General features: G+C 71.5%; 20 protein-coding genes. 11 read left to right on the top strand and 9 right to left on the bottom strand.

The genetic code is table 11. From position 1 onward, the window contains the following. Window positions 1-33 precede the first annotated feature (33 nt). From aceB to AB0C26_RS01585, 7 genes are all read left to right on the top strand, one after another. On the top strand, window positions 34-1,602 hold the full coding sequence (gene aceB / locus AB0C26_RS01615; RefSeq protein WP_360243445.1) for a malate synthase A: 1,569 nt from the start codon (window positions 34-36) through the stop codon (window positions 1,600-1,602). A 1-nt stretch (window position 1,603) separates the two neighbouring features. Continuing rightward, the gene (locus tag AB0C26_RS01610) at window positions 1,604-2,722 is read left to right on the top strand and encodes a DUF6986 family protein (protein WP_360239797.1); all 1,119 of its coding nucleotides are present in this window, start codon (window positions 1,604-1,606) and stop codon (window positions 2,720-2,722) included. A 45-nt stretch (window positions 2,723-2,767) separates the two neighbouring features. Continuing rightward, complete coding sequence (locus AB0C26_RS01605; RefSeq protein ID WP_360239794.1) at window positions 2,768-3,706, top strand: DUF6454 family protein; 939 nt, start codon at window positions 2,768-2,770, stop codon at window positions 3,704-3,706. Between the two features lie 742 nt (window positions 3,707-4,448). After that, window positions 4,449-5,303, top strand: a complete 855-nt coding sequence (locus AB0C26_RS01600; RefSeq protein ID WP_360239791.1) for a polysaccharide deacetylase family protein — start codon at window positions 4,449-4,451, stop codon at window positions 5,301-5,303. A 23-nt stretch (window positions 5,304-5,326) separates the two neighbouring features. Further along, a complete protein-coding gene (gene allB, locus AB0C26_RS01595) occupies window positions 5,327-6,640 on the top strand; it encodes an allantoinase AllB (protein ID WP_360239788.1) in 1,314 nt (437 codons plus the stop codon). Next, window positions 6,640-7,620 (top strand): allantoicase, encoded by a 981-nt coding sequence (alc, locus tag AB0C26_RS01590; RefSeq protein WP_360239785.1) that lies wholly within the window; start codon window positions 6,640-6,642, stop codon window positions 7,618-7,620. The genes allB and alc overlap by 1 nt, the downstream gene beginning before the upstream one ends. After that, window positions 7,620-7,943: a TfoX/Sxy family protein gene (locus tag AB0C26_RS01585; protein WP_360239782.1), complete on the top strand. Its 324-nt coding sequence runs from the start codon at window positions 7,620-7,622 to the stop codon at window positions 7,941-7,943. The genes alc and AB0C26_RS01585 overlap by 1 nt, the downstream gene beginning before the upstream one ends. 80 nt (window positions 7,944-8,023) lie before the next feature. On the opposite strand, the gene AB0C26_RS01580 is transcribed toward AB0C26_RS01585, so the two are convergent. Next, window positions 8,024-9,088 carry a hypothetical protein gene (locus tag AB0C26_RS01580; protein WP_360239779.1) on the bottom strand — a complete coding sequence of 355 codons (1,065 nt, stop codon included), beginning with the start codon at window positions 9,086-9,088 and terminating at the stop codon, window positions 8,024-8,026. Window positions 9,089-9,106: 18 nt separating this feature from the next. Then, window positions 9,107-9,628 carry a hypothetical protein gene (locus AB0C26_RS01575; RefSeq protein WP_360239776.1) on the bottom strand — a complete coding sequence of 174 codons (522 nt, stop codon included), beginning with the start codon at window positions 9,626-9,628 and terminating at the stop codon, window positions 9,107-9,109. Window positions 9,629-9,775: 147 nt separating this feature from the next. Between AB0C26_RS01575 and AB0C26_RS01570 the strand changes: the two genes are divergently transcribed. Genes AB0C26_RS01570 through AB0C26_RS01560 form a run of 3 tightly spaced genes read left to right on the top strand, consistent with a single transcriptional unit; the run spans window position 9,776 to window position 12,112 of the window. Further along, window positions 9,776-10,498: a phosphotransferase gene (locus AB0C26_RS01570; RefSeq protein ID WP_360239773.1), complete on the top strand. Its 723-nt coding sequence runs from the start codon at window positions 9,776-9,778 to the stop codon at window positions 10,496-10,498. Continuing rightward, window positions 10,495-11,574 (top strand): methyltransferase domain-containing protein, encoded by a 1,080-nt coding sequence (locus AB0C26_RS01565; protein WP_360239770.1) that lies wholly within the window; start codon window positions 10,495-10,497, stop codon window positions 11,572-11,574. Before AB0C26_RS01570 ends, AB0C26_RS01565 begins: the two co-directional genes overlap by 4 nt. Further along, complete coding sequence (locus AB0C26_RS01560) at window positions 11,561-12,112, top strand: DUF6817 domain-containing protein (RefSeq protein ID WP_360239767.1); 552 nt, start codon at window positions 11,561-11,563, stop codon at window positions 12,110-12,112. Before AB0C26_RS01565 ends, AB0C26_RS01560 begins: the two co-directional genes overlap by 14 nt. On the opposite strand, the gene AB0C26_RS01555 is transcribed toward AB0C26_RS01560, so the two are convergent. Further along, the gene (locus tag AB0C26_RS01555; RefSeq protein ID WP_360239764.1) at window positions 12,084-13,661 is read right to left on the bottom strand and encodes a phospholipase D family protein; all 1,578 of its coding nucleotides are present in this window, start codon (window positions 13,659-13,661) and stop codon (window positions 12,084-12,086) included. The genes AB0C26_RS01560 and AB0C26_RS01555 overlap by 29 nt on opposite strands. 56 nt (window positions 13,662-13,717) lie before the next feature. Between AB0C26_RS01555 and AB0C26_RS01550 the strand changes: the two genes are divergently transcribed. Continuing rightward, window positions 13,718-13,849 carry a hypothetical protein gene (locus AB0C26_RS01550; protein WP_360239761.1) on the top strand — a complete coding sequence of 44 codons (132 nt, stop codon included), beginning with the start codon at window positions 13,718-13,720 and terminating at the stop codon, window positions 13,847-13,849. Here the strand turns inward: AB0C26_RS01550 and AB0C26_RS01545 are convergent. The 6 genes from AB0C26_RS01545 to AB0C26_RS01520 form a co-directional block, all read right to left on the bottom strand. Continuing rightward, a complete protein-coding gene (locus AB0C26_RS01545) occupies window positions 13,846-15,045 on the bottom strand; it encodes an aminopeptidase (RefSeq protein ID WP_360239758.1) in 1,200 nt (399 codons plus the stop codon). The genes AB0C26_RS01550 and AB0C26_RS01545 overlap by 4 nt on opposite strands. A gap of 10 nt (window positions 15,046-15,055) precedes the next feature. Continuing rightward, entirely contained in the window at window positions 15,056-15,577 is a 522-nt protein-coding gene (locus AB0C26_RS01540; protein WP_360239755.1) for an NUDIX hydrolase, read from the bottom strand. After that, on the bottom strand, window positions 15,574-16,164 hold the full coding sequence (locus tag AB0C26_RS01535; protein ID WP_360239752.1) for a methyltransferase domain-containing protein: 591 nt from the start codon (window positions 16,162-16,164) through the stop codon (window positions 15,574-15,576). Before AB0C26_RS01535 ends, AB0C26_RS01540 begins: the two co-directional genes overlap by 4 nt. Then, a complete protein-coding gene (locus AB0C26_RS01530) occupies window positions 16,161-16,949 on the bottom strand; it encodes an ATP-grasp domain-containing protein (RefSeq protein WP_360243442.1) in 789 nt (262 codons plus the stop codon). The genes AB0C26_RS01535 and AB0C26_RS01530 overlap by 4 nt, the downstream gene beginning before the upstream one ends. Then, complete coding sequence (locus AB0C26_RS01525; protein ID WP_360239749.1) at window positions 16,930-17,769, bottom strand: PhzF family phenazine biosynthesis protein; 840 nt, start codon at window positions 17,767-17,769, stop codon at window positions 16,930-16,932. The genes AB0C26_RS01530 and AB0C26_RS01525 overlap by 20 nt, the downstream gene beginning before the upstream one ends. Before the next feature lie 100 nt (window positions 17,770-17,869). Further along, a complete protein-coding gene (locus AB0C26_RS01520) occupies window positions 17,870-18,892 on the bottom strand; it encodes a hypothetical protein (RefSeq protein WP_360239746.1) in 1,023 nt (340 codons plus the stop codon). Window positions 18,893-18,947: the final 55 nt, after the last annotated feature.

The raw sequence follows: 18,947 nt of genomic DNA, 5'->3' as shown, positions 1-18,947 counted from the left end.
CTGTGGACAACCGGGCACAGCCCCTTTTTCTCCATTACCGTACGGAGGAAGCCAGCACCGCGAGAGGAGCCGTCGACGATGACCGAGATCCTGTCCGACGAAGCAGTGGCGTTCGTCGCCGATCTGAACCGGCGGTTCCGTCCCCGTCGTAACGAGCTGCTCGAGGCCCGTAAGAAGCGCCGCTTCGGTTTTCTTCCGGAGACGGCCGACATCCGCGCCGCCGAGTGGAGCGCCCCGCCCGCGCCGGCCGACCTGCGCGACCGCCGCGTCGAGATCACCGGCCCGACCGAGCGCAAGATGACCATCAACGCGCTCAACTCCGGGGCCAAGGTCTGGCTGGCCGACCTCGAGGACGCGAACACCCCGCACTGGCAGAACGTCGTCGACGGCCAGCGGAACCTGCACGACGCGATCCGGCGCACGATCACCCTGAAGACCGAGGCCAAGACGTACGAGCTGAACGGCGGCCCCTACCCGACGATCGTCATGCGGCCCCGGGGCTGGCATCTCGACGAGCGTCACCTGCCGGTCGACGGCGAGCCGGCGGTCGGCGCGCTGGTCGACTTCGGCCTCTACTTCTTCCACAACGCCAAGGAACTGATCGAGCGCGGCAGCGGGCCGTATTTCTACCTTCCGAAGATGGAGTCCCATTCCGAAGCCGCTCTCTGGAACGACGTCTTCACGTATGCGCAGGAGACGCTCGGCATCCCGGTCGGCACCATCCGCGCCACCGTGCTGATCGAGACCATCCCGGCCGCGTTCGAGATGGAGGAGATTCTGTACGCGTTGCGCCCGCACATCTCGGGCCTCAACGCCGGCCGGTGGGACTACCTGTTCAGCATCATCAAGTACTTCCGCGACGACCCGTCGATGATCCTGCCCGACCGGGCCTCGGTGACGATGACCGCGCCGTTCATGCGGGCCTACACCGAGCTGCTGGTCAGCACGTGCCACCGGCGCGGCGCCTTCGCCATGGGCGGCATGGCGGCCTTCATCCCCAGCCGCCGCGATCCCGAGGTCAACGAGGTGGCGCTGGCCAAGGTGCGCGAGGACAAGGAGCGTGAGGCCGGCGACGGCTTCGACGGCTCCTGGGTCGCCCACCCCGACCTCGTGCCGGTCTGCCAGGAGATCTTCGACCGGGTGCTCGGCGACGGGCCCAACCAGCTGGCCAAGCAGCGTCCCGACGTCCAGGTCACCGCCGAGCAGCTGCTCGACGTCGCGAGCACCCCGGGTCAGGTCACCGAGACCGGCCTGCGCTCGAACGTCTCGGTCGCCCTGCAATACCTGGAGGCGTGGCTGCGCGGCAACGGCGCGGTGGCGATCAACAACCTGATGGAGGACGCGGCCACCGCCGAGATCTCCCGGTCGCAGGTGTGGCAGTGGATCCACAACGGCGTGCGCCTGCCCGACGGCACCGAGATCACCGCCGACCTCGTGGGCCGTGTCGAGGACGAGGAACTGGCGGCGATCCGCGAGAAGATCGGCGACGAGGCGTGGGCCGCGAGCCGCTTCGACGACGCGCGCAAGCTGTTCGAGCGGGTGGCGCTGGCCGACGACTTCGCCGACTTCCTGACCACCGCCGCCTACGACTCGATCGACTGAGATGCGACTCACCGGCGACGACTACGCCGAGCTCGACGCCCGGCTGAAAGACCACGACGCCCACCTGGCGCGCCGCTATCCGGGCGAGCGCGCCGGTCGCCAGCCGGTGCACACCGTCTACGTGCCCGCCGACCGGCTCGACGGGTTCCGCGACTGGGGCCCGAGCGCGCTGAAGGCCATGGACGAGTTCGGCTTCCCGTGGCGCGAGGAGCAGATCGAGGACAAGCTGCGCACGGAGCCGATCGAGGACCTGCGCGTCGACTTCGAGGACGGTTACGGCGTCCGCGACGACGAGCAGGAGGACGCCGAGGTCCGGCGGGCCGTCAAGATCTTGCGGGACGGGCCACGGCCGCCCTTCCTCGGCCTGCGGATCAAGTCGCTCGAGGCGCCGACCCGCCACCGGGCGCTGCGCACGCTCGAGGTGTTCCTCGACTCCTATCAGGACACCGACTTCGTCGTCACCCTGCCCAAGGTGAGCGGCCCGGCCCAGGTCGCGGCCATGGTGGCACTGCTCGACAAGCTCGGGGCGCCGATCGGCTTCGAGATTCAGGTCGAGCTGCCCAGCGCCATCCTGTCGGCCGACGGCGTGGCCACTGTCGCGCAGCTGATCACCGCCGCCGAGGGCCGCTGCACGGGACTGCACTACGGCACGTACGACTACAGCGCGGCCGCCGGGGTGGCCGCCGCCTACCAGGCGATGGACCATCCGGCGGCCGACTACGCCAAGGCCGTCATGCAGGTCGCGGCCGCGCAGACCGGGGTCCGGCTCTCCGACGGCTCGACGAACGTCCTGCCGGTGGGCAGCCGCGACCAGGTCCACCACGCCTGGGAGCTGCACCACCGGCTGGTGCGCCGTTCCCTCGAACGCGGCTTCTACCAGGGCTGGGATCTCCATCCGGCCCAGCTGCCCACCCGGTACGCCGCCACGTACGCGTTCTTCCGCGACGGCCGCGACGCCGCGGTCACCCGGTTGCACCGCTACGTCGACCGGCAGGACAGCGGCATCGCCGACGAGCCCGCGACCGCGCGCGCCCTGGCCGCGTACCTCCTGCGGGGTCTCGACTGCGGCGCCCTGACCGACGCCGGCTTCTCCCGACCCGAGTTGATCTCTTTTCTCTAACGTGATCGACGAGCCTCGTTCAAGGAGGCGATCCATAGTGACCGAATGAAGAAACTCGCCCTGATTCTCGGCGCGACCCTCGCCCTGGTCTCCGCCGGCGCCTCGGCCCAGGCGACCCCCGGCCGCGGCGACAGCGCGCTGGCCAAGGACCTCGCCGCCGTGACGCGTTCCACCGCGTGGACCCAGCTGTCCGCGCTGAAGCTGAACTTCCCGACGTTCCACCCCGAGGGCCTGGTCGTCACGAAGGACCGCTTCTACCTGAGCTCGGTCGAGATCATCGAGCCCACCGTGAAGTACCCGGAGCCCGTCGACGGGTACGACCGCACTCCCGGCAAGGGCGTCGGCCACCTGTTCGTGATCGACCGCGCCGGCAAGCTGATCAAGGATGTGATCCTCGGCCACGACATCGTCTACCACCCCGGCGGCATCGACATCGCCGGCGACGACATCCTCGTCCCGGTCGCGCAGTACCGCCCGAACAGCTCGGCCGACATCTACAAGGTCAGCACCCGGACCCTGAGGGCCACCCGCCTGTTCACGGTCCGCGACCACATCGGAGGCATCGTCTACGACCCCACCACCGGCCGCTACGTCGGCAACAACTGGGGCTCGCGCAAGTTCTACGAGTGGACGCGCGAGGGCCGGCAGCTGACCACGTGGCTCAACCCGACCAACCTGATCGACTTCCAGGACTGCCAGTACGTCCCCGCCGGCAAGCTGGCCTGCGCCGGCATCACCGGGCTCCCGGCGGCGCCCGGCGCCACCGGCGGCTACGAGCTCGGCGGCATCACGCTGATCGACCTGCACCGCCGCGCCATCGTCAACGAGTTCCCGTTCCAGCAGTGGTCCGCCGCCGGCCATGTCCTGACCCGCAATCCCGTCAAACTCGCCGCCACCGGCTCCACCATCACGATGTGGGCCGCCCCCGACAACGGCGAGGAAGTGGCGGGCACGCAGATCTACACCCTCCAGGCCACGATCTAGAGGTACGCGGCGACAGGTGGGCCAACCGCACGAGCGGGAACCCGCCTGTCGGGCGCGGCCTTCTGCCGCTCGGGGCCGTAGCGCGACTCTCGCGCCACGGCGTTGTTGCTCGTTCGGGCGGTTAGGGCAGGCTTCCCTTCGGGGCGGGTCGGTGATCCGCTACGTTGGCTCTGGTGCGGACGCCGATCGATGTCTCCACATGGGACGGTCGGGCCGCGATTCCCGGAGGAGTACGGTGCAACCGCGTATCGTGACGCGACCCCGCCCGAGCCGGCAGACCGTCTGCTCCGCGCGGCGCGTACGGCGCTGGGCGAGCGTCCTCGCCGGCTGGCCGAGCTGGCCGTCCCGGCGCCGGCGCCGGCCACCCACCCGAAACTGGTGAACCCGGCGTCAGCGTGACAAGCGTTCCCCACGCCGGCGTGTCGCCGACGGCATCGAGAACGCTCATCGTCCTGACCTCGACGGTAGGCCGGCGACCGGACGTTTGATCGGCGACGGCCTGCGCCCCGGCCCCGAGTTCGCGCCGCCCGGAACCCGCGTCGTCCGCGTCCTCCGCCAGGACTTGCCGGGCACGGAGACCGCCACCCAGCCCGCGGCCACATGCCTCGACCCTAGGCCGCGGACTAGGCACGCGACAACGCGGTAGGAGCCAATGAGCTGCAATAACGAGCATCTGGTGCTCCGGGGTTGCGCGCGGGGTCGATCATGGCTCGGGACAGTGGAAGCGGGTTAGGACGTACGCATGCGAATGAGCAAGGCAGTCAGGGCGGTCGCCGTGGGCACGATGCTGGCGGTCGTCGCCGGGTGCAGCGGCCCGGCCGCGACCCCGCCGGGCGGCGCCCCGAGCCCCAGCGCCCCGGTGGAGAGCGCCCCGGTCGAGAGCGCCCCGGTCGAGAGCGCTCCGGTGGAGAGCGCGCCCGACGTCCATCAAGCCGCCCTGGCCTCCCTGCCGGCGAATCTGCGCGCGCGGATCCCCCGGTTCCCGCCCGCGCCCGCCGCGACCAAGGTGACCCTGCCGCCGGGCGACGCGGCCGGCTGGTTCAGCCGGATCCCGACGAACCAGAAGGTCGCTTTCATCACCATCGACGACGGCTGGGTGAAACATCCCCTCGCCCTGAAGCTCTTCCAGGCGTCGAACGTGCCGATCACGCTCTTCCTCGAGGTCAACGCGATCAAGGACAACCCCGGCTACTTCAAGCCGCTGCAGGCGGCCGGCGCCACCATCGAGGACCACACGATCAGCCACCCCAACCTCCGGGGCAGGTCGTACGCGTTCCAGAAGCGCGAGATCTGCGGCGGCGCCGACCAGCTGGCCGAGTACTACGGCCGCCGGCCCGTCCTGTTCCGCCCGCCCGGCGGCACCCACGACGCCACCACGCTGCGGGTGGTCAAGGACTGCGGCATGAAGGCCGCCTTCTACTGGAAGGAGACCACCGACCACGGCGTCGTCTTCTACCAGGAGGGCAAGACGGTCCAGCCCGGCGACATCATCCTGATGCACTTCCGCCCGCGCTTCGTCGACGACTACCTGGCCGTCCTCAACGCCATCCACAAGGCCGGCCTGACCCCGGCCCGGCTGGAGGACTACATCCCCTGACACCGAGCCAGTAGGCTCGGCGGATGGTCGATCTGGTGCTCCGGTCCCGGCAGGCCGTGACCAGCCATGGGGTGCGGCCGGCGGCGGTGGCGGTCGAGGGCGGCCGGATCGTCGGGGTCGACGACTACGACCAGGTGTACGACACGGCGATCGACACCGACCTGGGCGAGACGGCGCTGCTGCCGGGGCTGGTCGACACGCACGTGCACGTCAACGAGCCGGGGCGGACGGCCTGGGAGGGGTTCGCCACGGCCACCCGGGCGGCGGCCGCCGGCGGTGTCACCGTCATCGTCGACATGCCGCTGAACAGCCTGCCCCCGACGGTCAGCGCCGGCGCCCTGGCCGTCAAGCAGGAGGCGGCCCGCGGGCAGACCCACGTCGACGTGGGGTTCTGGGGCGGCAAGATCCCCGGCAACACGCATGACCTGCCCGGGCTGCACGCGGCCGGGGTGTTCGGGTTCAAGGCCTTCCTGGCCGACTCGGGGGTGCCGGAGTTCCCGCCGGTGTCGGGGGAGGAACTGGCCGAGGCCCTGACCGCGACGGACGCCCTCTTCGTGGTGCACGCCGAGGACCCGGCGCATCTGACCGCCCTCGCGCCGTCCGCCTCGTATCGGGACTTCCTGCGCTCGCGGCCGGCCGAGGCCGAGCACGCGGCGGTGGCGACGGCGATCGAGGCGGCACGGCGGACCGGCGGGCGGGTGCACATCCTGCATCTCTCCGCGGCCGGGGCGCTCCCGCTCATCGCGGCCGCCCAGGCCGACGGCGTACGGGTGACGGCCGAGACCTGCCCGCACTACCTGACGCTCGACGCGGACGCGATCGCCGACGGGGCCACCGAGTTCAAGTGCTGCCCGCCGATCCGGGACGCGGCGAACGCCGGCCTGCTGTGGCGGGCCCTGGCCGACGGGCTGATCACCTGCGTGGTCAGCGACCACTCGCCGTGCACACCCGAGCTGAAACGGCGCGACACCGGCGACTTCGCGGCGGCCTGGGGCGGCATCGCCTCGGTGCAGCTCGGGCTGCCGGTGATCTGGACCGAGGCCCAGGCCCGCGGTCACACGCTCGGTGACGTCGCCGAGTGGATGGCGCGGCGGCCGGCCGACCTCGTCGGCCTGCGGAACAAAGGGCGGATAGCGGTCGGGGCGGACGCCGATCTGGTGGCCTTCGACGCCGAGGAGACGTTCGTGGTCGAGCCCCACCGGCTGCACCACAAAAACCCGGTGACGCCGTACGCCGGAAAGACGTTGCGAGGTGTGGTCCGCACGACGTGGTTGCGCGGGCACGCGGTCACCGGGTCGGCGCCGGCCGGCATGTTCCTGAGCCGAGAGGACGCTTGATGGACGATTTCATCGCGCTTCCCGACCTGGCGTCGAGGGCGTTCGGCGGGGGCGTCGTCTACGCGAACGACGAATTCTTCGCCGCGGCCGACCATCTGGTGCTGCCCACCCCGCCGGTCTTCGTCCCGCGGACCTTCGACCACAAGGGCCAGGTGTACGACGGGTGGGAGACCCGCCGGCGGCGTCAGCCCGGGTCCGACGTGGCCATCGTGCGGCTGGGCGCGCCCGGCGTCGTTCGCGGCGTCGATGTGGACACCGCGTTCTTCACGGGCAATTTCCCGCCGTACGCCTCAATCGATGGTGTGGCGGTCGACGGATACCCGGCGCCGTCCGCGCTGGCGGAAGCGGAATGGATTCCGCTGGTTGCCAAATCACCGCTGACCGGGGACAGCCGAAACCTGTTCGCGGTGGCGGACGAGCGGCGCTTCACCCACGTACGGCTGACCATCCATCCGGACGGGGGAGTGGCGCGGCTCCGAGTGCACGGCACGCCCGTTCCCGACCCGTCGCTGCTGCCACCGGAATTCGACGTGGCCGCGATCGCCTACGGGGCGGCGGTGACTGACTGCAGCAACACGTTCTACGGCCACCCCGAGAAGATGCTCATGCCCGGCCCGGCCCTGCACATGGGCGACGGCTGGGAGACATCGCGGCGCCGCGACGACGGCAACGACTGGGTGGAGATCCGCCTGGCCGCACCGGCGACGATCTCGTTCGCCGACCTGGACACCACCCACTTCAAGGGCAACTCGCCCGGCTGGGCCGCCGTGCACGGCCGGTCGGGCGAGTCGGAGTGGCGGGAGATCCTGCCGAGGGTCGCCTTGACGCCGGACACCCCGCATCGCTTCCGCGTCGAGCCGTCGCCGGCGGTCACCCACGTACGGCTCGACATCTACCCCGACGGTGGCATGGCCCGCCTGCGCCTGCACGGACGCCCCACACCCGGCCATCTCGAGGGCAACTTCGAGAGGTCCCGCTGATGGCATACGACGAAACCCTGGCCCGGCGCCTCCGCACCCGCCTCACCGATCCCGCCCTGACCGAGCGCAAGATGTTCGGCGGGCTGGCCTTCTTCACGAACGGCAACATGACGGTCGGCGTGCACGCCGACGAGCTGATCGTGCGCCTCGGCCCGGACGGCATCGCGGCCGCCTTGACCCGCCCCGGCGTGCGGCCGTTCGAGGTCGGCGGCCGCTCGATGAAGGGCTGGATCCTGGTCGCCGGCGACCACCTCGACGACCCGGAACTCGACGCTTGGCTGGCCGAGGCGCGCGATTACGCGGGAGCGCTCCCGCCCAAGTGAGCGAACGGCGCGCTAATCGCCGGTTCGCTGTCGCTGTCGCCGGTTCGCTGTCGCCGGAGTGAGCGGGTGCGGTGTGCGGTTCAGGCCGGGTTGCTGCCGCCGAAGTGGGCGGGTGGGGCGACGCGGCGGGCCCACTCGGCGGCCTCGTCGGTGGGCAGGGTGCGGGTCACGACCATCTCCGGGGGCATGAGCGGGTAGGCGCGGCCCAGGTTCCAGCTTCGGGCGTACGGCGGAGGATCGAGCACCACCACACGGTGATCGCCCAGCAGCGGGATGTCGGCCGGGCGGCCCTCGTTCCAGATCCAGGCGCCGGTGGCGTCGGCCAGGTTGAACTGGCCCCGAATGCCGCCCTCGGGCATCATCTCGCCGTTCGTGGCGGCGGCCACCCAGGCCGGCTGGGGCGCGGTGCCGGGCAGCCGTTCCGGCCCGATCAGCGTGGCGGCCAGCAGAGTGTGCAGCTGGAAGTTGTCGCCGATGCCGCTGATCTTCAGGTCGTACGCCCGGCCGGTCTCCCGATGCAGCACCAGCAACGGCTCGTCGTCGAGAACCAGCAGCAGACCATGCAGCCAGGGCGCGTCCTCGACCCGGCCGCCGATGGCGGTGGTGGCGGCGGTCAGCCGATCCCGGTGCGGCAGCGACAGCCGTGCGTTCTTCTGCTGCAGCGGCAGCAGCAGGGCGGGAATCCACGCGTTCACGGTGAACCACGCCTGCGTGATCTCCCCGGCCTCCTCGACGGCCAGCCCCGACACCCGGGCAACCCGTTCACGCAGCTCCCGGTACTCGGCCGCGCCGGACGGCGCGGCGACCTCACCGAGCTCGCCGGCGACCGCCCCGAACTGCGCGGCCAATTCGAGGCCACCGGCCACCCGGTCGGCCAGCACACCGAGAACCGGCACCGGATCGGCCCCGATCTCGATCAGGGCCGCGGTGAGCGAGGCCAGCTGACCCCCGTTGCCGAGCGCGACCTGCTCGAGGGCCGGCGTGAGCCGGACCAGCCCGGCGCTCAGATCCTCGGTGGAGGACTGCTGTGCCCGCTCGACGACGGCACGGAAACTCTTGGTCGAGGCCCGCTCGTCAAGCCGGATCACGGCTTCGGCCAGCTCGGTGCAGAGATCGGGAAGGGGGCGCGCGCGACGTCCGAACATCGATGCATCGTACGGTTCTCAGTTGTGACCCGAACCGTGACACTGCTCCTGATCGATGCGGATGGCGCGCTGCTGGGCGAGTTGCCGCCGTTCGAGACCCCAGTACCGTGGTGGCAGGAGGTAGGCGACTTCACCACCTTGGCCGGCCTGACCCCCGACGCCCAGGTGCTGCGCCTCCTGCACGGCGACCGCCCCACCCCACCGGGCGGCCACGTCACTTATCTCGTCCAAGTCGCCGACAAGCCCACAAATATCCGAAAAATCGGGCAGCCCCACGATCTTGGCGCCACGGGCGCTGACGGAGCGGCGGGTGGCGCAGCGAGCGTGAGTGGCGCTGCGGGCGTTGGAGGTGCGGCGGCCGGTGGTGGCGCGGCGGGCGTGGGCGGCGCGGCCGAGGTGGGTGGCGCGGCGGGCGCTGGCGGCGGGGCCGAGGTGGGTGGCGCGGCGGGCGTGGGCGGCGCTGGGGGCGCGGCGGGCGTTGGGGGCGCGGTGGGCGTGGGTGGTGCGGTGGGTGAGGGGGGCTTCGGTGTTGCCTCGCATGCCAAGCGGGCCGCCTACGCGGAGGTCAACGGGCCCGCTGAGACTCTGGCCTGGGCCGGTGGAATACTGCCCGGGGCCACGGCTCGGCAGCAGCGGACCTGGAATCTTTCGGCCATCTGGCGGCTCGATGACGGTGCCGGGCGGGCCGTGGCCTGGCTCAAGCAGGTGCCCCGTTTCTTCGGTCATGAAGCGCATGTCATCCGGCTTCTCGGGGAGGTCGCTCCGGGGCTCGCGCCCGAACTGATCGCGGCGGGCGAGCACGGGCGGATGCTTCTCGCGCACGCGCCGGGGGAGGACCGTTACGGCGCCGGGCCTGAGCTCTGCGCCGACATCGCCGCCGCTTTTCATCCCCTTCAGGAGTACTTCGCGAAAAATCCGGCGCTTCTGAGCGGTGTGCCCGACGCGCGGCTGGCGCCTGGGCCGTTCGAGCGCGTGGCCGCACCGTACCTCGCAAGCGTCTCCGGCCTTGGGAAGTTGATCGAAGGGCTTCCTGAGCGCATCGCGGCCATCGAGGAGTGCGGGCTGCCCGACACGCTCGTGCATGGGGATCTGCACCCGGGCAACGTGCGTACCGACGACGCCGGGCGGCTGACCATCATGGACTGGGGTGACTGCTTCTTCGGGCATCCCGGCTTCGACATTCTGCGGCTGACCGACGACCCCGCCGTCATCCGCGCCTGGTGCCGGCGCTGGCGGGGTGGCGGCGCCGACCCGGAGCGGGCCATCGAGCTGCTGCGGCCGCTGGCTCCTCTGCGCAGTGCCGTCGTCTACGCCGGCTTCCTCGACAACATCGAACCGTCTGAATTTCCCTATCACGCGGAAGACGTTCCGGCCGCGCTCGCCGCTGCCGCCTCTATCGTGGGGGAGTGAGCCGGCGCGGGTTCCTCGAGCAGATCCGGCAGGGCGGCGTGTCCCTGAGCCCGGAGCTGGCCGCCGCCTTCGCCGCCGTGCCCCGTGAGGCGTTCGTGCCGGACGGATTTCAGCGCCGCGACGGCACCTGGGCCATGCCGTCCGACGCCGACTTCCTCGAGCTGATCTACAGCGACGACGTGCTGGTCACCAAGGTCGACGGGCGGGTGCCGGTCAGCTCGTCCAGCCAGCCGTCGCTGATGGCCATGATGATCGAGGCCCTGGACGTTCGCCCGGGTCACCGCGTTCTCGAGATCGGGGCCGGCACCGGCTACAACGCCGCCCTTCTCGCTTCGCTCGGTGCCGAGGTGGTCAGCGTCGACGTCCAGCCCGACGTCGCGCTCAAGGCCCGGGCGGCTTTGAAAGCGGCGGACATCGCTGGTGTACGGGTGGAGCACGGCGACGGCTACGCCGGATCGACGGGCGGCCGCTTCGACCGGGTCATCGTGACCGTCGGCGTCTCCGGCCTGTCACCGCGGTGGCGAGCCGAGATCGTGGTCGCCCCGGTCGAACACGCCGGCACCCATCCCGTCCTGGCCGTGCAGGACCAGGTGGGTGCGGTCGTCACCCCGGCCGGTTTCATGACCGCGGCCGGCCCGCTCACCGCCGCCCACCCGTTCCCCGCCCCGGCCGCCCCGGGCACGCTGACCGAGTTCGCCGGCCACGAGGGGCCGGCCTTCGACCCGCCCCTGGAACCGCTCGCGTACCGCGACCTGTGGTACGCGGCCGGCGTCTGGAACCGCCGCGCCACCCTGACCGCCGTTCCCGGCCGCGAGCAGAACGCCCTGATCATCCTCGACCGGCCGCGCACCGGCGGCGCCGTCGTCCTGCCCGACGGCAGCGTGCTCGCCGGTGGGCCGGAGGCCGCCGCCTGGGCCGCCGAGGCCGCCGCCCTGCGCGACCGCTGGGCCGGCGCCGGTCGGCCTCCGATGCGCGCCTGGCGGGTCGGGCTGGCCCCGGCCGGCGACCCGGCCGCGCCGATCCTGATCCCGTCCACCTGGAAACTCACGCGGGGGAGCAGCGATGAGCCGTACTGACGTGGTCCGGGCCTGGCTGCGTGACCGGGGCGCCGAGGCGATCCCGCACGCCGGCGGTTCCCTCTACGAACATCTCCACCGGGTGCGGGAACGCCTCGAAGGGCACGGCCTCGGCGAGGACGAGCAGCTGGCCGGGCTCACCCACGCCGCGTACGGGACCGACGGTTTTCCGGTCGTCCTGCTCGACGTGGCCGAGCGGCAGCAGTTGCGGGCGCTGATCGGGCGGGAGGCCGAGGCGATGGTCTACCGGTACGGCGGATGCGACCGCGGGCGCACCTGGCGGGCGCTGCCGTCGACGTGCACGGTGTGGAGCCGCTTCACCGGGCACGCCGAGTCGCCGACCCCGGAGCGGCTGCGCGCCTTCGCCGACCTGAGCATCGTCAACGAGCTGGACGTCTACGAGCGGTCGCCGGAGATCGCGGCCAAGGCCGGCGACTACTTCCGGTCGGTCTTCGGATCATGGGCGCCCCTGGCGTCGCCCGCCGTGATGGCCGACTGCCGGCGCACGCTCACCATCGGCCCGCCCGGCGGTCGCTGATCGAGCGGCCGTCCGGGTCGTACATGAGCCGGTAGGCCGGCACCGCCCAGATCCGCTGGTACCACGGCAGCTTCGACGTCTCGTGCGGCATGATCTGCCCCGGCGGCCGCGGGCCCTTCTCGCCCTCGTCGTGCCACTTCTTCAGGCGCTCGGCGGTGCTGTTCATCACCCGTACCACCGAAACCGGATCCACCAGGTCCTCGTCGGACTCCCGGTCGACATGCTCGCGGGTCAGCGCGAGCCGCAGATCGCGGGGGAAGCGGCGGGCGCCGTCACCGAGGCCGGCCGGGTCGCGCGGTTCCCGCTCGTCGAGCGTGTCGTCGAAGATGGCGTTGGAGAGCTCGCTGTCGTGCGTCCACGAGCGCCGGTTGAAGTTGTCGCTGCCCACGCTGCACCACACGTCGTCGACCACGCACACCTTGGCGTGCACGTAGATCGGGGTGCTCTCCCGGTTCTCCAGGTCGAACACGTGCACCCGGTCGGGCGCGGCCATCCGGCACAGCTGGATCGCCTGCTCGCGGCCGACCTCGTTGGGCGGCAGCGCGAACCGCCCGTCCACGTCCGGGTGCCGGGGGACGACGGCGATCAGGTGCAGTTCCGGGTTGGCGTTCAGCGCGTCGGCGAACAGCTGGGCCACCTCGGCCGACCACAGGTACTGGTCCTCGATGTAGATCAGCTTCCGGGCCCGCTTGATCGCCTTGGTGTAACCGCGCGCGATGGTCTGCTCGCCGTTCGACGCGAACTTGTACGGCGGCCGCATGGCCGGGTACGTCCGCAGGACCTGGATGGCGAGCGGCCCGCACTCGGGCGGGTCCGGCGGCTGCTCGGGCAGGCGGTCGGCCCGCAGGTCGGCGCCCTTGAGCTTGTCGGTGACGGTGGAGATGGGGCCGTTCTGGTCGAGCGGCGTCGGATCGTTCCACCGCTCGCGGAACGTCAGGTCGAGCGCGCCCACCACCGGTCCGCGCAGCGCGAGCTGCACGTCGTGCCAGGGCGGGGTCTTCCCGTACGCCTTCGCCATCGCGACCGCCTGCGGGTCACCCAGGTGGTTCTCGTCGTCCCGCCGGCTGTGGCACAGGTCGATGCCACCGGCGAAGGCGATGTCACGCGACGGGTCGCCGGGGTGGCGCAGGATCACCAGTTTCTGGTGGTGGGAGCCGCCGCGCCGGACCCGCTGGTCGAGCAGCACCTCCCCGCCCGCGGCCTCGATCTCGTCGCCGAGGTTGCGGTTCTCCTCTTCGCTGTAGGCGAGCTTGTCCACGTGGGAGCGCCAGAGCAGCCCCTTGACCACCACGCCCCGCTTGGCCGCCGCGCTGAAGAGCTCGGCGATCGTCGGCCCGTCGTCGCGCATCCGCTCGTCCGGGTCACCACGCCAGTCGGTGAAGAACAGGTGGTCACCCTCTTGGAGGCTTTCAACCTCCGTCACCAGACGGTCAAAATAGGCTTTACCGTGAATTAGCGGTTCAGCCGCGTTTCCGGTGACCCACGTGGGTATGGAGGAGTCCGGGTTGTCGCGCTCCCGCGCACTGAGAAACCAGTCAGGCAACGGCACGACAACCAACCTAAGCCCGCACGCCACCAGGCGCACCCCGACCGGAGGGACCAATCATGAGCAGCGAGCCGCTGACCACCACCACCGCCGCCCCGGCCGACGCCGCCCAGGCGGCCGAGAAAGGCCTGCTCATCGCGGTTCTCCTGATCGTTCTGCTCGGTGTCGGAGCCATGCTGTTCATGGCCTAGTCAAGCACCCATGCGTCGTCCTTGATGATCTCTACCACACCTCGCGGCCCGCGGCCGGTGACGGTGATGCCGTCGCCGCCGATGACGACGTCGGTGTGCACGCTCGACATGTTCAGGCCGGCCTCGGCGCGCTGCCCCTCGGTCAGCGCCGTGCCGCCCTCGACGGCGAACGGGAAGCTCTGCCCCCAGGCGACGTGGCAGCCGGCGTTCTCGTCGAACAGCGTGTTGTGGAAGACGATGCCGGCCCGGGCGATGCGGCTGTCCCGGTCGACCAGCGACACCTCACCCAGGGAGCGCGCCCCCGCGTCGGAGTCGAGCTGAGCCCGTACGACCTCGGCCCCGGAATCCGCCGCGACGTCGGTGATCCGCCCGCCCACGAAGGTGACCCGCAGCCCGGTGACCAGAACCCCGCCCAGCACCAGGGGCTTCGTCAGCCGGATGACGCCGTCCGCGCGCGTCTTGTCCGGGCTGGTGAAGACCTCCTCGGTCGGGATGTTCGGCATGTACGGCACACCGGCCGGGTCGACCAGCCCACCACCGGTCCAGCGCGTCCCCGGTAGCAACCCCACGGTCAGGTCGGTGCCCTCACCCACGTACCGGACCTCGGTCAGCTCCAGCTCGTCGAGCCGCCGCGCCCGCTCACCGAGCGTCGCCGACCGCTCCCGCCACGCCGCGACCGGATCGTCCGCGTCGAGCCGCATGGCCGTGCCCACGGCCTCCCACAGCCGGTCGGTGTCGGGCTCGCCGAAGATCTGCCGCGCCCACCCCGGATTGGGCGCACCCACAGCGGTCCACCGGACACCGTCGAACAGCGCCCGCCGCATGGCCTGCGACTCCTCCACCGGCACGGCCGCGGCCCGGGCCGGATCGGCCCCGTCGAGCAGATGAGGGTCGGCGTCACCGAGAAGCCTGATGAAAGCGACGCCTTCCTTGTGGTACCACTCGGTGCGCTCGAGAGCCCAGGGCCGGCTCGCGGTCAGCCGCTCCAGCGACTGATGGTCCACGGCCAGCCGCCGGATCGGCCCGTCCTCCCACTCGACCTCGGCCCAGCCCGCCCCGGCCCGGTAGGCCGCCGCGACCACCGCCCGCGCGATCTCCCGATGCGCCGTGTCGCTCCTGATCACCACACCCTGCCCGGGCTGCACGTTGACACCCACCCGGACCACCAGATCCGCGAACCGCTCGACCACGCTCATGCGCCCGAGCTTAGGACAACCGAAACAACGTCAGGGCGGCCAGCGAGGGCGCGTCCACGATCCCACCGCTCCGCAGCATGGCCACGATCTCGTCGTCGGTGAACGCCCGATGGACCATGTCGAGCTCGGTCACCTCCCGATCCGGTTCGCCCTCGGCCAGGTCGGTCGCGAGATAGACGTCGAATCCCTGTGTCGAGTAGCCGTACGCCTCGTACAGATGCCCCAGATGCGTCAGCGTCCCGGCCCGTAACCCGGTCTCCTCGGCCAGCTCCCGCCGGGCCAGCGCCGTCTGGTCCCCCTCATGGCCGGCGCCCCAGCTGCCCTGCGGGAACTCCCAGGCGCGCCGCCCAACCGGATAGCGGAACTGCTCGACCATCCAGAACCCCCGCGACCAGCGCGGCAGCACGAGCGCGAAGTCGGGTTTCTCCACCACGCCGTAGATGCCGGGACTGCCGTCCGGCCGCTGGACCCGGTCCTCCCGCACGGTCATCCACGGGTTGCGGTAGACGACGCGACTGCTCACCTGCTTCATGGTTTCCTTCCGTGCACCCGCTCGACCGTCCCCGCCTTGAGGCGCTGGGATTCGACGATCTCAAAACCCGCTTGCTGTACGGCGGTGAGCGGCCGCCGGGTGAAATGCTCGCCGGCCGTGGGAATCGTGACTCGTTCCAGCAACCACTGCGCCGCCCGCACCGGAACCGAACTGCTGACCACGTGGTCGAGCAGCAGCAGCCGGCCCCCGGAGGCGAGCACGCGCCGCATCTCGGCGATCGCCGCGACCGGGTCGGGAATCGTGCACAGCCCGAGCGCGCACACCACGGTGTCGAAGGCGCCGTCGGCGAAGGGCAGGTGCTCGGCGTCGCCGATCGCCTTGGTCAGCCCGGCTCGCGGCGCGACCGCCAGCATCCCGCTGCTCAGGTCGACCCCCGTCACCGTGACACCGGCCCGGTAGTAGGGCAGCTGCCGACCGGTGCCCACGGCGACCTCGAGGACCCGCCCACTCGCCCGCGCCCCCAGCCACTCACGCCCACCGGCGAACCAGTGGCGTTCCAGGAACGCGATCTGCCCGTCGTAGCGCGCCGCCGACCGGTCCCACACCCGCCGCTGCTTGTCGGTCACAGGATCGCCGCGATCAGCTCCGCCGCCGGCGTCGACGTCGGACGGTCACTGACCTGCCCGTCACCGAGCTCGACCACCCGCCACTGCCCGTCGCTCCGCAAGGCGAGGTCGACGGTGACGAAGGGCAGCCCCTTGACCGCGTCGCGCAGGAACGACACGTCGATGTCGGGCGGAAGCTGGCCGGCCGTGTCCGGATGCGCCGTGACCAGCCGGCATTCGCCATCCACCCACCATGTCCGCGCCTCGGCCCCGGTGAAATCCTCGAACCGCCGCAGCACGTACCCACCCGTGAAGTCGTCCCCCCGCAACTCCCGGAATCGCCGGGCGACGGCCCACGCCTTGCCGGCGTCGGCCAGATCGGGAATGTACGCGGCCTCGTACCAGTAATGCTTCATCGATTTGGTGTAGTCCCGCAGAACCGCGGCCCCCCGGTTGCCCAACCCGGCCCGAGCCTCCTCGAAATCACCCCAGGCCGACTCGGGAGTGAAGGGCGCGAGCGCCTCGTACCAGCCGGGAAGCTCATGCCCCCGGCGGTACTGCGCGGCGCTGGTCCGAAGCCGCCCACCACAGGCGTCGGCCAGCCCGGCGTAGGCGGCGCTGCCGAGCATCCACCCGCGGTAGACGACCGGCTCATCCCCGTCGACACGCACGGCCCGCCCCGCAGCCACCGCGTCGTGGTCAACCATCGCCACCGTGTGCCCAGCGGCCCGCGCCGCGTCCGCCTCCTCAGCAAAGTGCTCATCGACCCGGCGCGGATTCACAACGTCACGAGGCACCAGCAGCATCATGAGCCCTTGATAGCAGGCTTCCGTCGAGGACGGTGACCGCGCGGCCGCTCAGCTCGACCCGGTCGCCTCGCAGAGCCGTACGGACGATGCCGGTGCGGGCCGAGGCCTGAAGGCCGGTCAGCTCGGGGCGGCCCAGGCGCGCCGACCAGTACGGGGCCAGAACGGTGTGCGCTCCGCCGGTCACGGGATCCTCGGGAATGCCGTCGGCCGGCGCGAAGAAGCGCGACACGAAGTCGTAGTGCTTTCCCGGTGCGGCCGGCGCCGTAGCGATGAAGCCGCGCAAACCGGTCGTCGCGCGCAAGCCCGCCAGAGCCGGAAGATCGGGCCGAAGGGCCCGGACCGCGTCCTCGTCGGGCAGAACCGCCAGCAGGTCGCCGAGCCGATCCGCCCGGAGAACGAGGAGCGGCTCCACTCCGAAGGCGGCGACGAACCCGGCGGGCGCGGCCGCCTCGACCGGAGGGGCCGCCGGAAAGTCCAGCGTGATCAGCCCATCGGCGGCGACGCGAGCGGTGAGCTCACCACTGAGCGTGTCGAACCGATACGTACCCGGTGCGCCGGCGTCGGCGGCGAGCGCATGGGCCGTGGCCAGAGTGGCGTGCCCGCAGAGCTTGACCTCGACGGTGGGAGTGAACCAGCGCAGCGCCCACCGGTCGCCGCCGAGACGGTGGGCGAAGGCGGTCTCCGAAAGGTTCAGCTCGGCCGCTACCCGCCGCATCCAGCCCTCGTCCGCCCAGCCGGCGCCGTCCAGCAGGCAGACGCCCGCGGGATTGCCGGCGAACGCCCGGTCGGTGAACGCGTCGATGACCCTGATCCGCATGATCAACACGGTAGGCGCCGGATCCCGGCCCCGTCGAAAGCCAATTCCGTCACCGTGGCGCGCCGGCCCGGGCGGTTCGGATCTCCGTTCGGGCTGGGCGCTACCGCTTGTCCGGGTCGGTGGGCAGCGGGCGGGTCGTGGTGGTGTCGGGCGGCGGGATCACCTGGGTTTCGTCGGCGCCGATGACGACCGTGTCGTCCCGGCCCGGATTGACGACCGTGGTGTCGTCGGTCCGCGAGGTGATCACGCTGGTGGTCTCGCCGTCGGGGGCCGGCTCGGACGGCGCGGGCGCTGAGCGGGGCGGCGGGATCACCTGCGTCTCGTCCGCGGAACTGGCGGCGGGGGCGGCGGCCGGCTGCGCGGCGGAGGCGGCCGGCTGCGCGGCGGGTGCGGCCGGCTGCGCGGCGGGGGCGGCGGCCGGCTCGGTGGCGGGTGCGGGTGCGGGTGCGGGTGCCGGCTCGGTGGTGGGGGCTGCCTGGCGCTCGGCGGCGTAGGCGCGGGCCTGGTCGCGGATGGTGGTGGACTCGGCGGCGGCGCGGGTGAGCCAGTACTCCCAGCGGGCCTGCATGGGGCGGATCAGGCCACCGCCCACGCCGACGATGATGACGCCGGCGATGGTGGCCAGGATGGCTATCAGGACGGGCCTGGTCACCGATGTGGCGATGCCTACCTCGTCCAGGGCGGCCATGACGCCGAGCGTCGCGATGATGATGGAGACGGCTCGGGCCAGGGCTCGGGCGTACGGCAAAGCGCCCAAAGCATTCACGATCAGGTCGGCCGCCGCCCGGCCGATCGCCAGCGCCACGACGACGATGACGATGGCGACGAACGCGCGGGGCAGCCAGGCGATGACGGCCGTGAGCAGGTCACTGACCGGGTTCGGGCCCCACAGGCCGAAGGCCAGTTGCAGGGCGAACAGCAGAACCCCGTAGAAGACGATCTTTCCGCACAGAACACTCGGTACGACCCGGAACGGGGTCGCCCGGTCGAGGCCGGCCCGGGCCAGACCCTTGGTGACGGCGGTGCGGAGCAGGCGGGCCACCAGCCATCCGATCAGGACGACGGCGGCGAACGCCAGCGCCGTGGGAACCGACCGCAGCACCGGGTGCCAGACGTCTTCCATCGCGCCTCCTCGTTCCTATCGCGACCATAGGACGCAACGACCGAGTCGGCACGGG

It is taken from the genome of Actinoplanes sp. NPDC048796 (assembly GCF_040650035.1).
In the GTDB taxonomy this organism is placed as follows: domain Bacteria; phylum Actinomycetota; class Actinomycetes; order Mycobacteriales; family Micromonosporaceae; genus Actinoplanes.
The sequence above is the reverse complement of the archived record's forward strand: the minus strand, read 5'-3'. Positions and strand labels throughout refer to the sequence as shown.

Coding starts and splice junctions, on each gene's coding strand:
- AB0C26_RS01540 (WP_360239755.1), bottom strand. CDS start 15,577: ATGAAGCAGGTGAGCAGTCGCGTCGTCTACCGCAACCCGTGGATGACC.
- AB0C26_RS01585 (WP_360239782.1), top strand. CDS start 7,620: ATGGCATACGACGAAACCCTGGCCCGGCGCCTCCGCACCCGCCTCACC.
- AB0C26_RS01605 (WP_360239794.1), top strand. CDS start 2,768: ATGAAGAAACTCGCCCTGATTCTCGGCGCGACCCTCGCCCTGGTCTCC.
- alc (WP_360239785.1), top strand. CDS start 6,640: ATGGACGATTTCATCGCGCTTCCCGACCTGGCGTCGAGGGCGTTCGGC.
- AB0C26_RS01530 (WP_360243442.1), bottom strand. CDS start 16,949: ATGCTGCTGGTGCCTCGTGACGTTGTGAATCCGCGCCGGGTCGATGAG.
- AB0C26_RS01560 (WP_360239767.1), top strand. CDS start 11,561: ATGAGCCGTACTGACGTGGTCCGGGCCTGGCTGCGTGACCGGGGCGCC.
- AB0C26_RS01550 (WP_360239761.1), top strand. CDS start 13,718: ATGAGCAGCGAGCCGCTGACCACCACCACCGCCGCCCCGGCCGACGCC.
- AB0C26_RS01575 (WP_360239776.1), bottom strand. CDS start 9,628: ATGCGAGGCAACACCGAAGCCCCCCTCACCCACCGCACCACCCACGCC.
- allB (WP_360239788.1), top strand. CDS start 5,327: ATGGTCGATCTGGTGCTCCGGTCCCGGCAGGCCGTGACCAGCCATGGG.
- AB0C26_RS01610 (WP_360239797.1), top strand. CDS start 1,604: ATGCGACTCACCGGCGACGACTACGCCGAGCTCGACGCCCGGCTGAAA.
- AB0C26_RS01525 (WP_360239749.1), bottom strand. CDS start 17,769: ATGCGGATCAGGGTCATCGACGCGTTCACCGACCGGGCGTTCGCCGGC.
- AB0C26_RS01520 (WP_360239746.1), bottom strand. CDS start 18,892: ATGGAAGACGTCTGGCACCCGGTGCTGCGGTCGGTTCCCACGGCGCTG.
- AB0C26_RS01580 (WP_360239779.1), bottom strand. CDS start 9,088: ATGTTCGGACGTCGCGCGCGCCCCCTTCCCGATCTCTGCACCGAGCTG.
- AB0C26_RS01600 (WP_360239791.1), top strand. CDS start 4,449: ATGCGAATGAGCAAGGCAGTCAGGGCGGTCGCCGTGGGCACGATGCTG.
- AB0C26_RS01545 (WP_360239758.1), bottom strand. CDS start 15,045: ATGAGCGTGGTCGAGCGGTTCGCGGATCTGGTGGTCCGGGTGGGTGTC.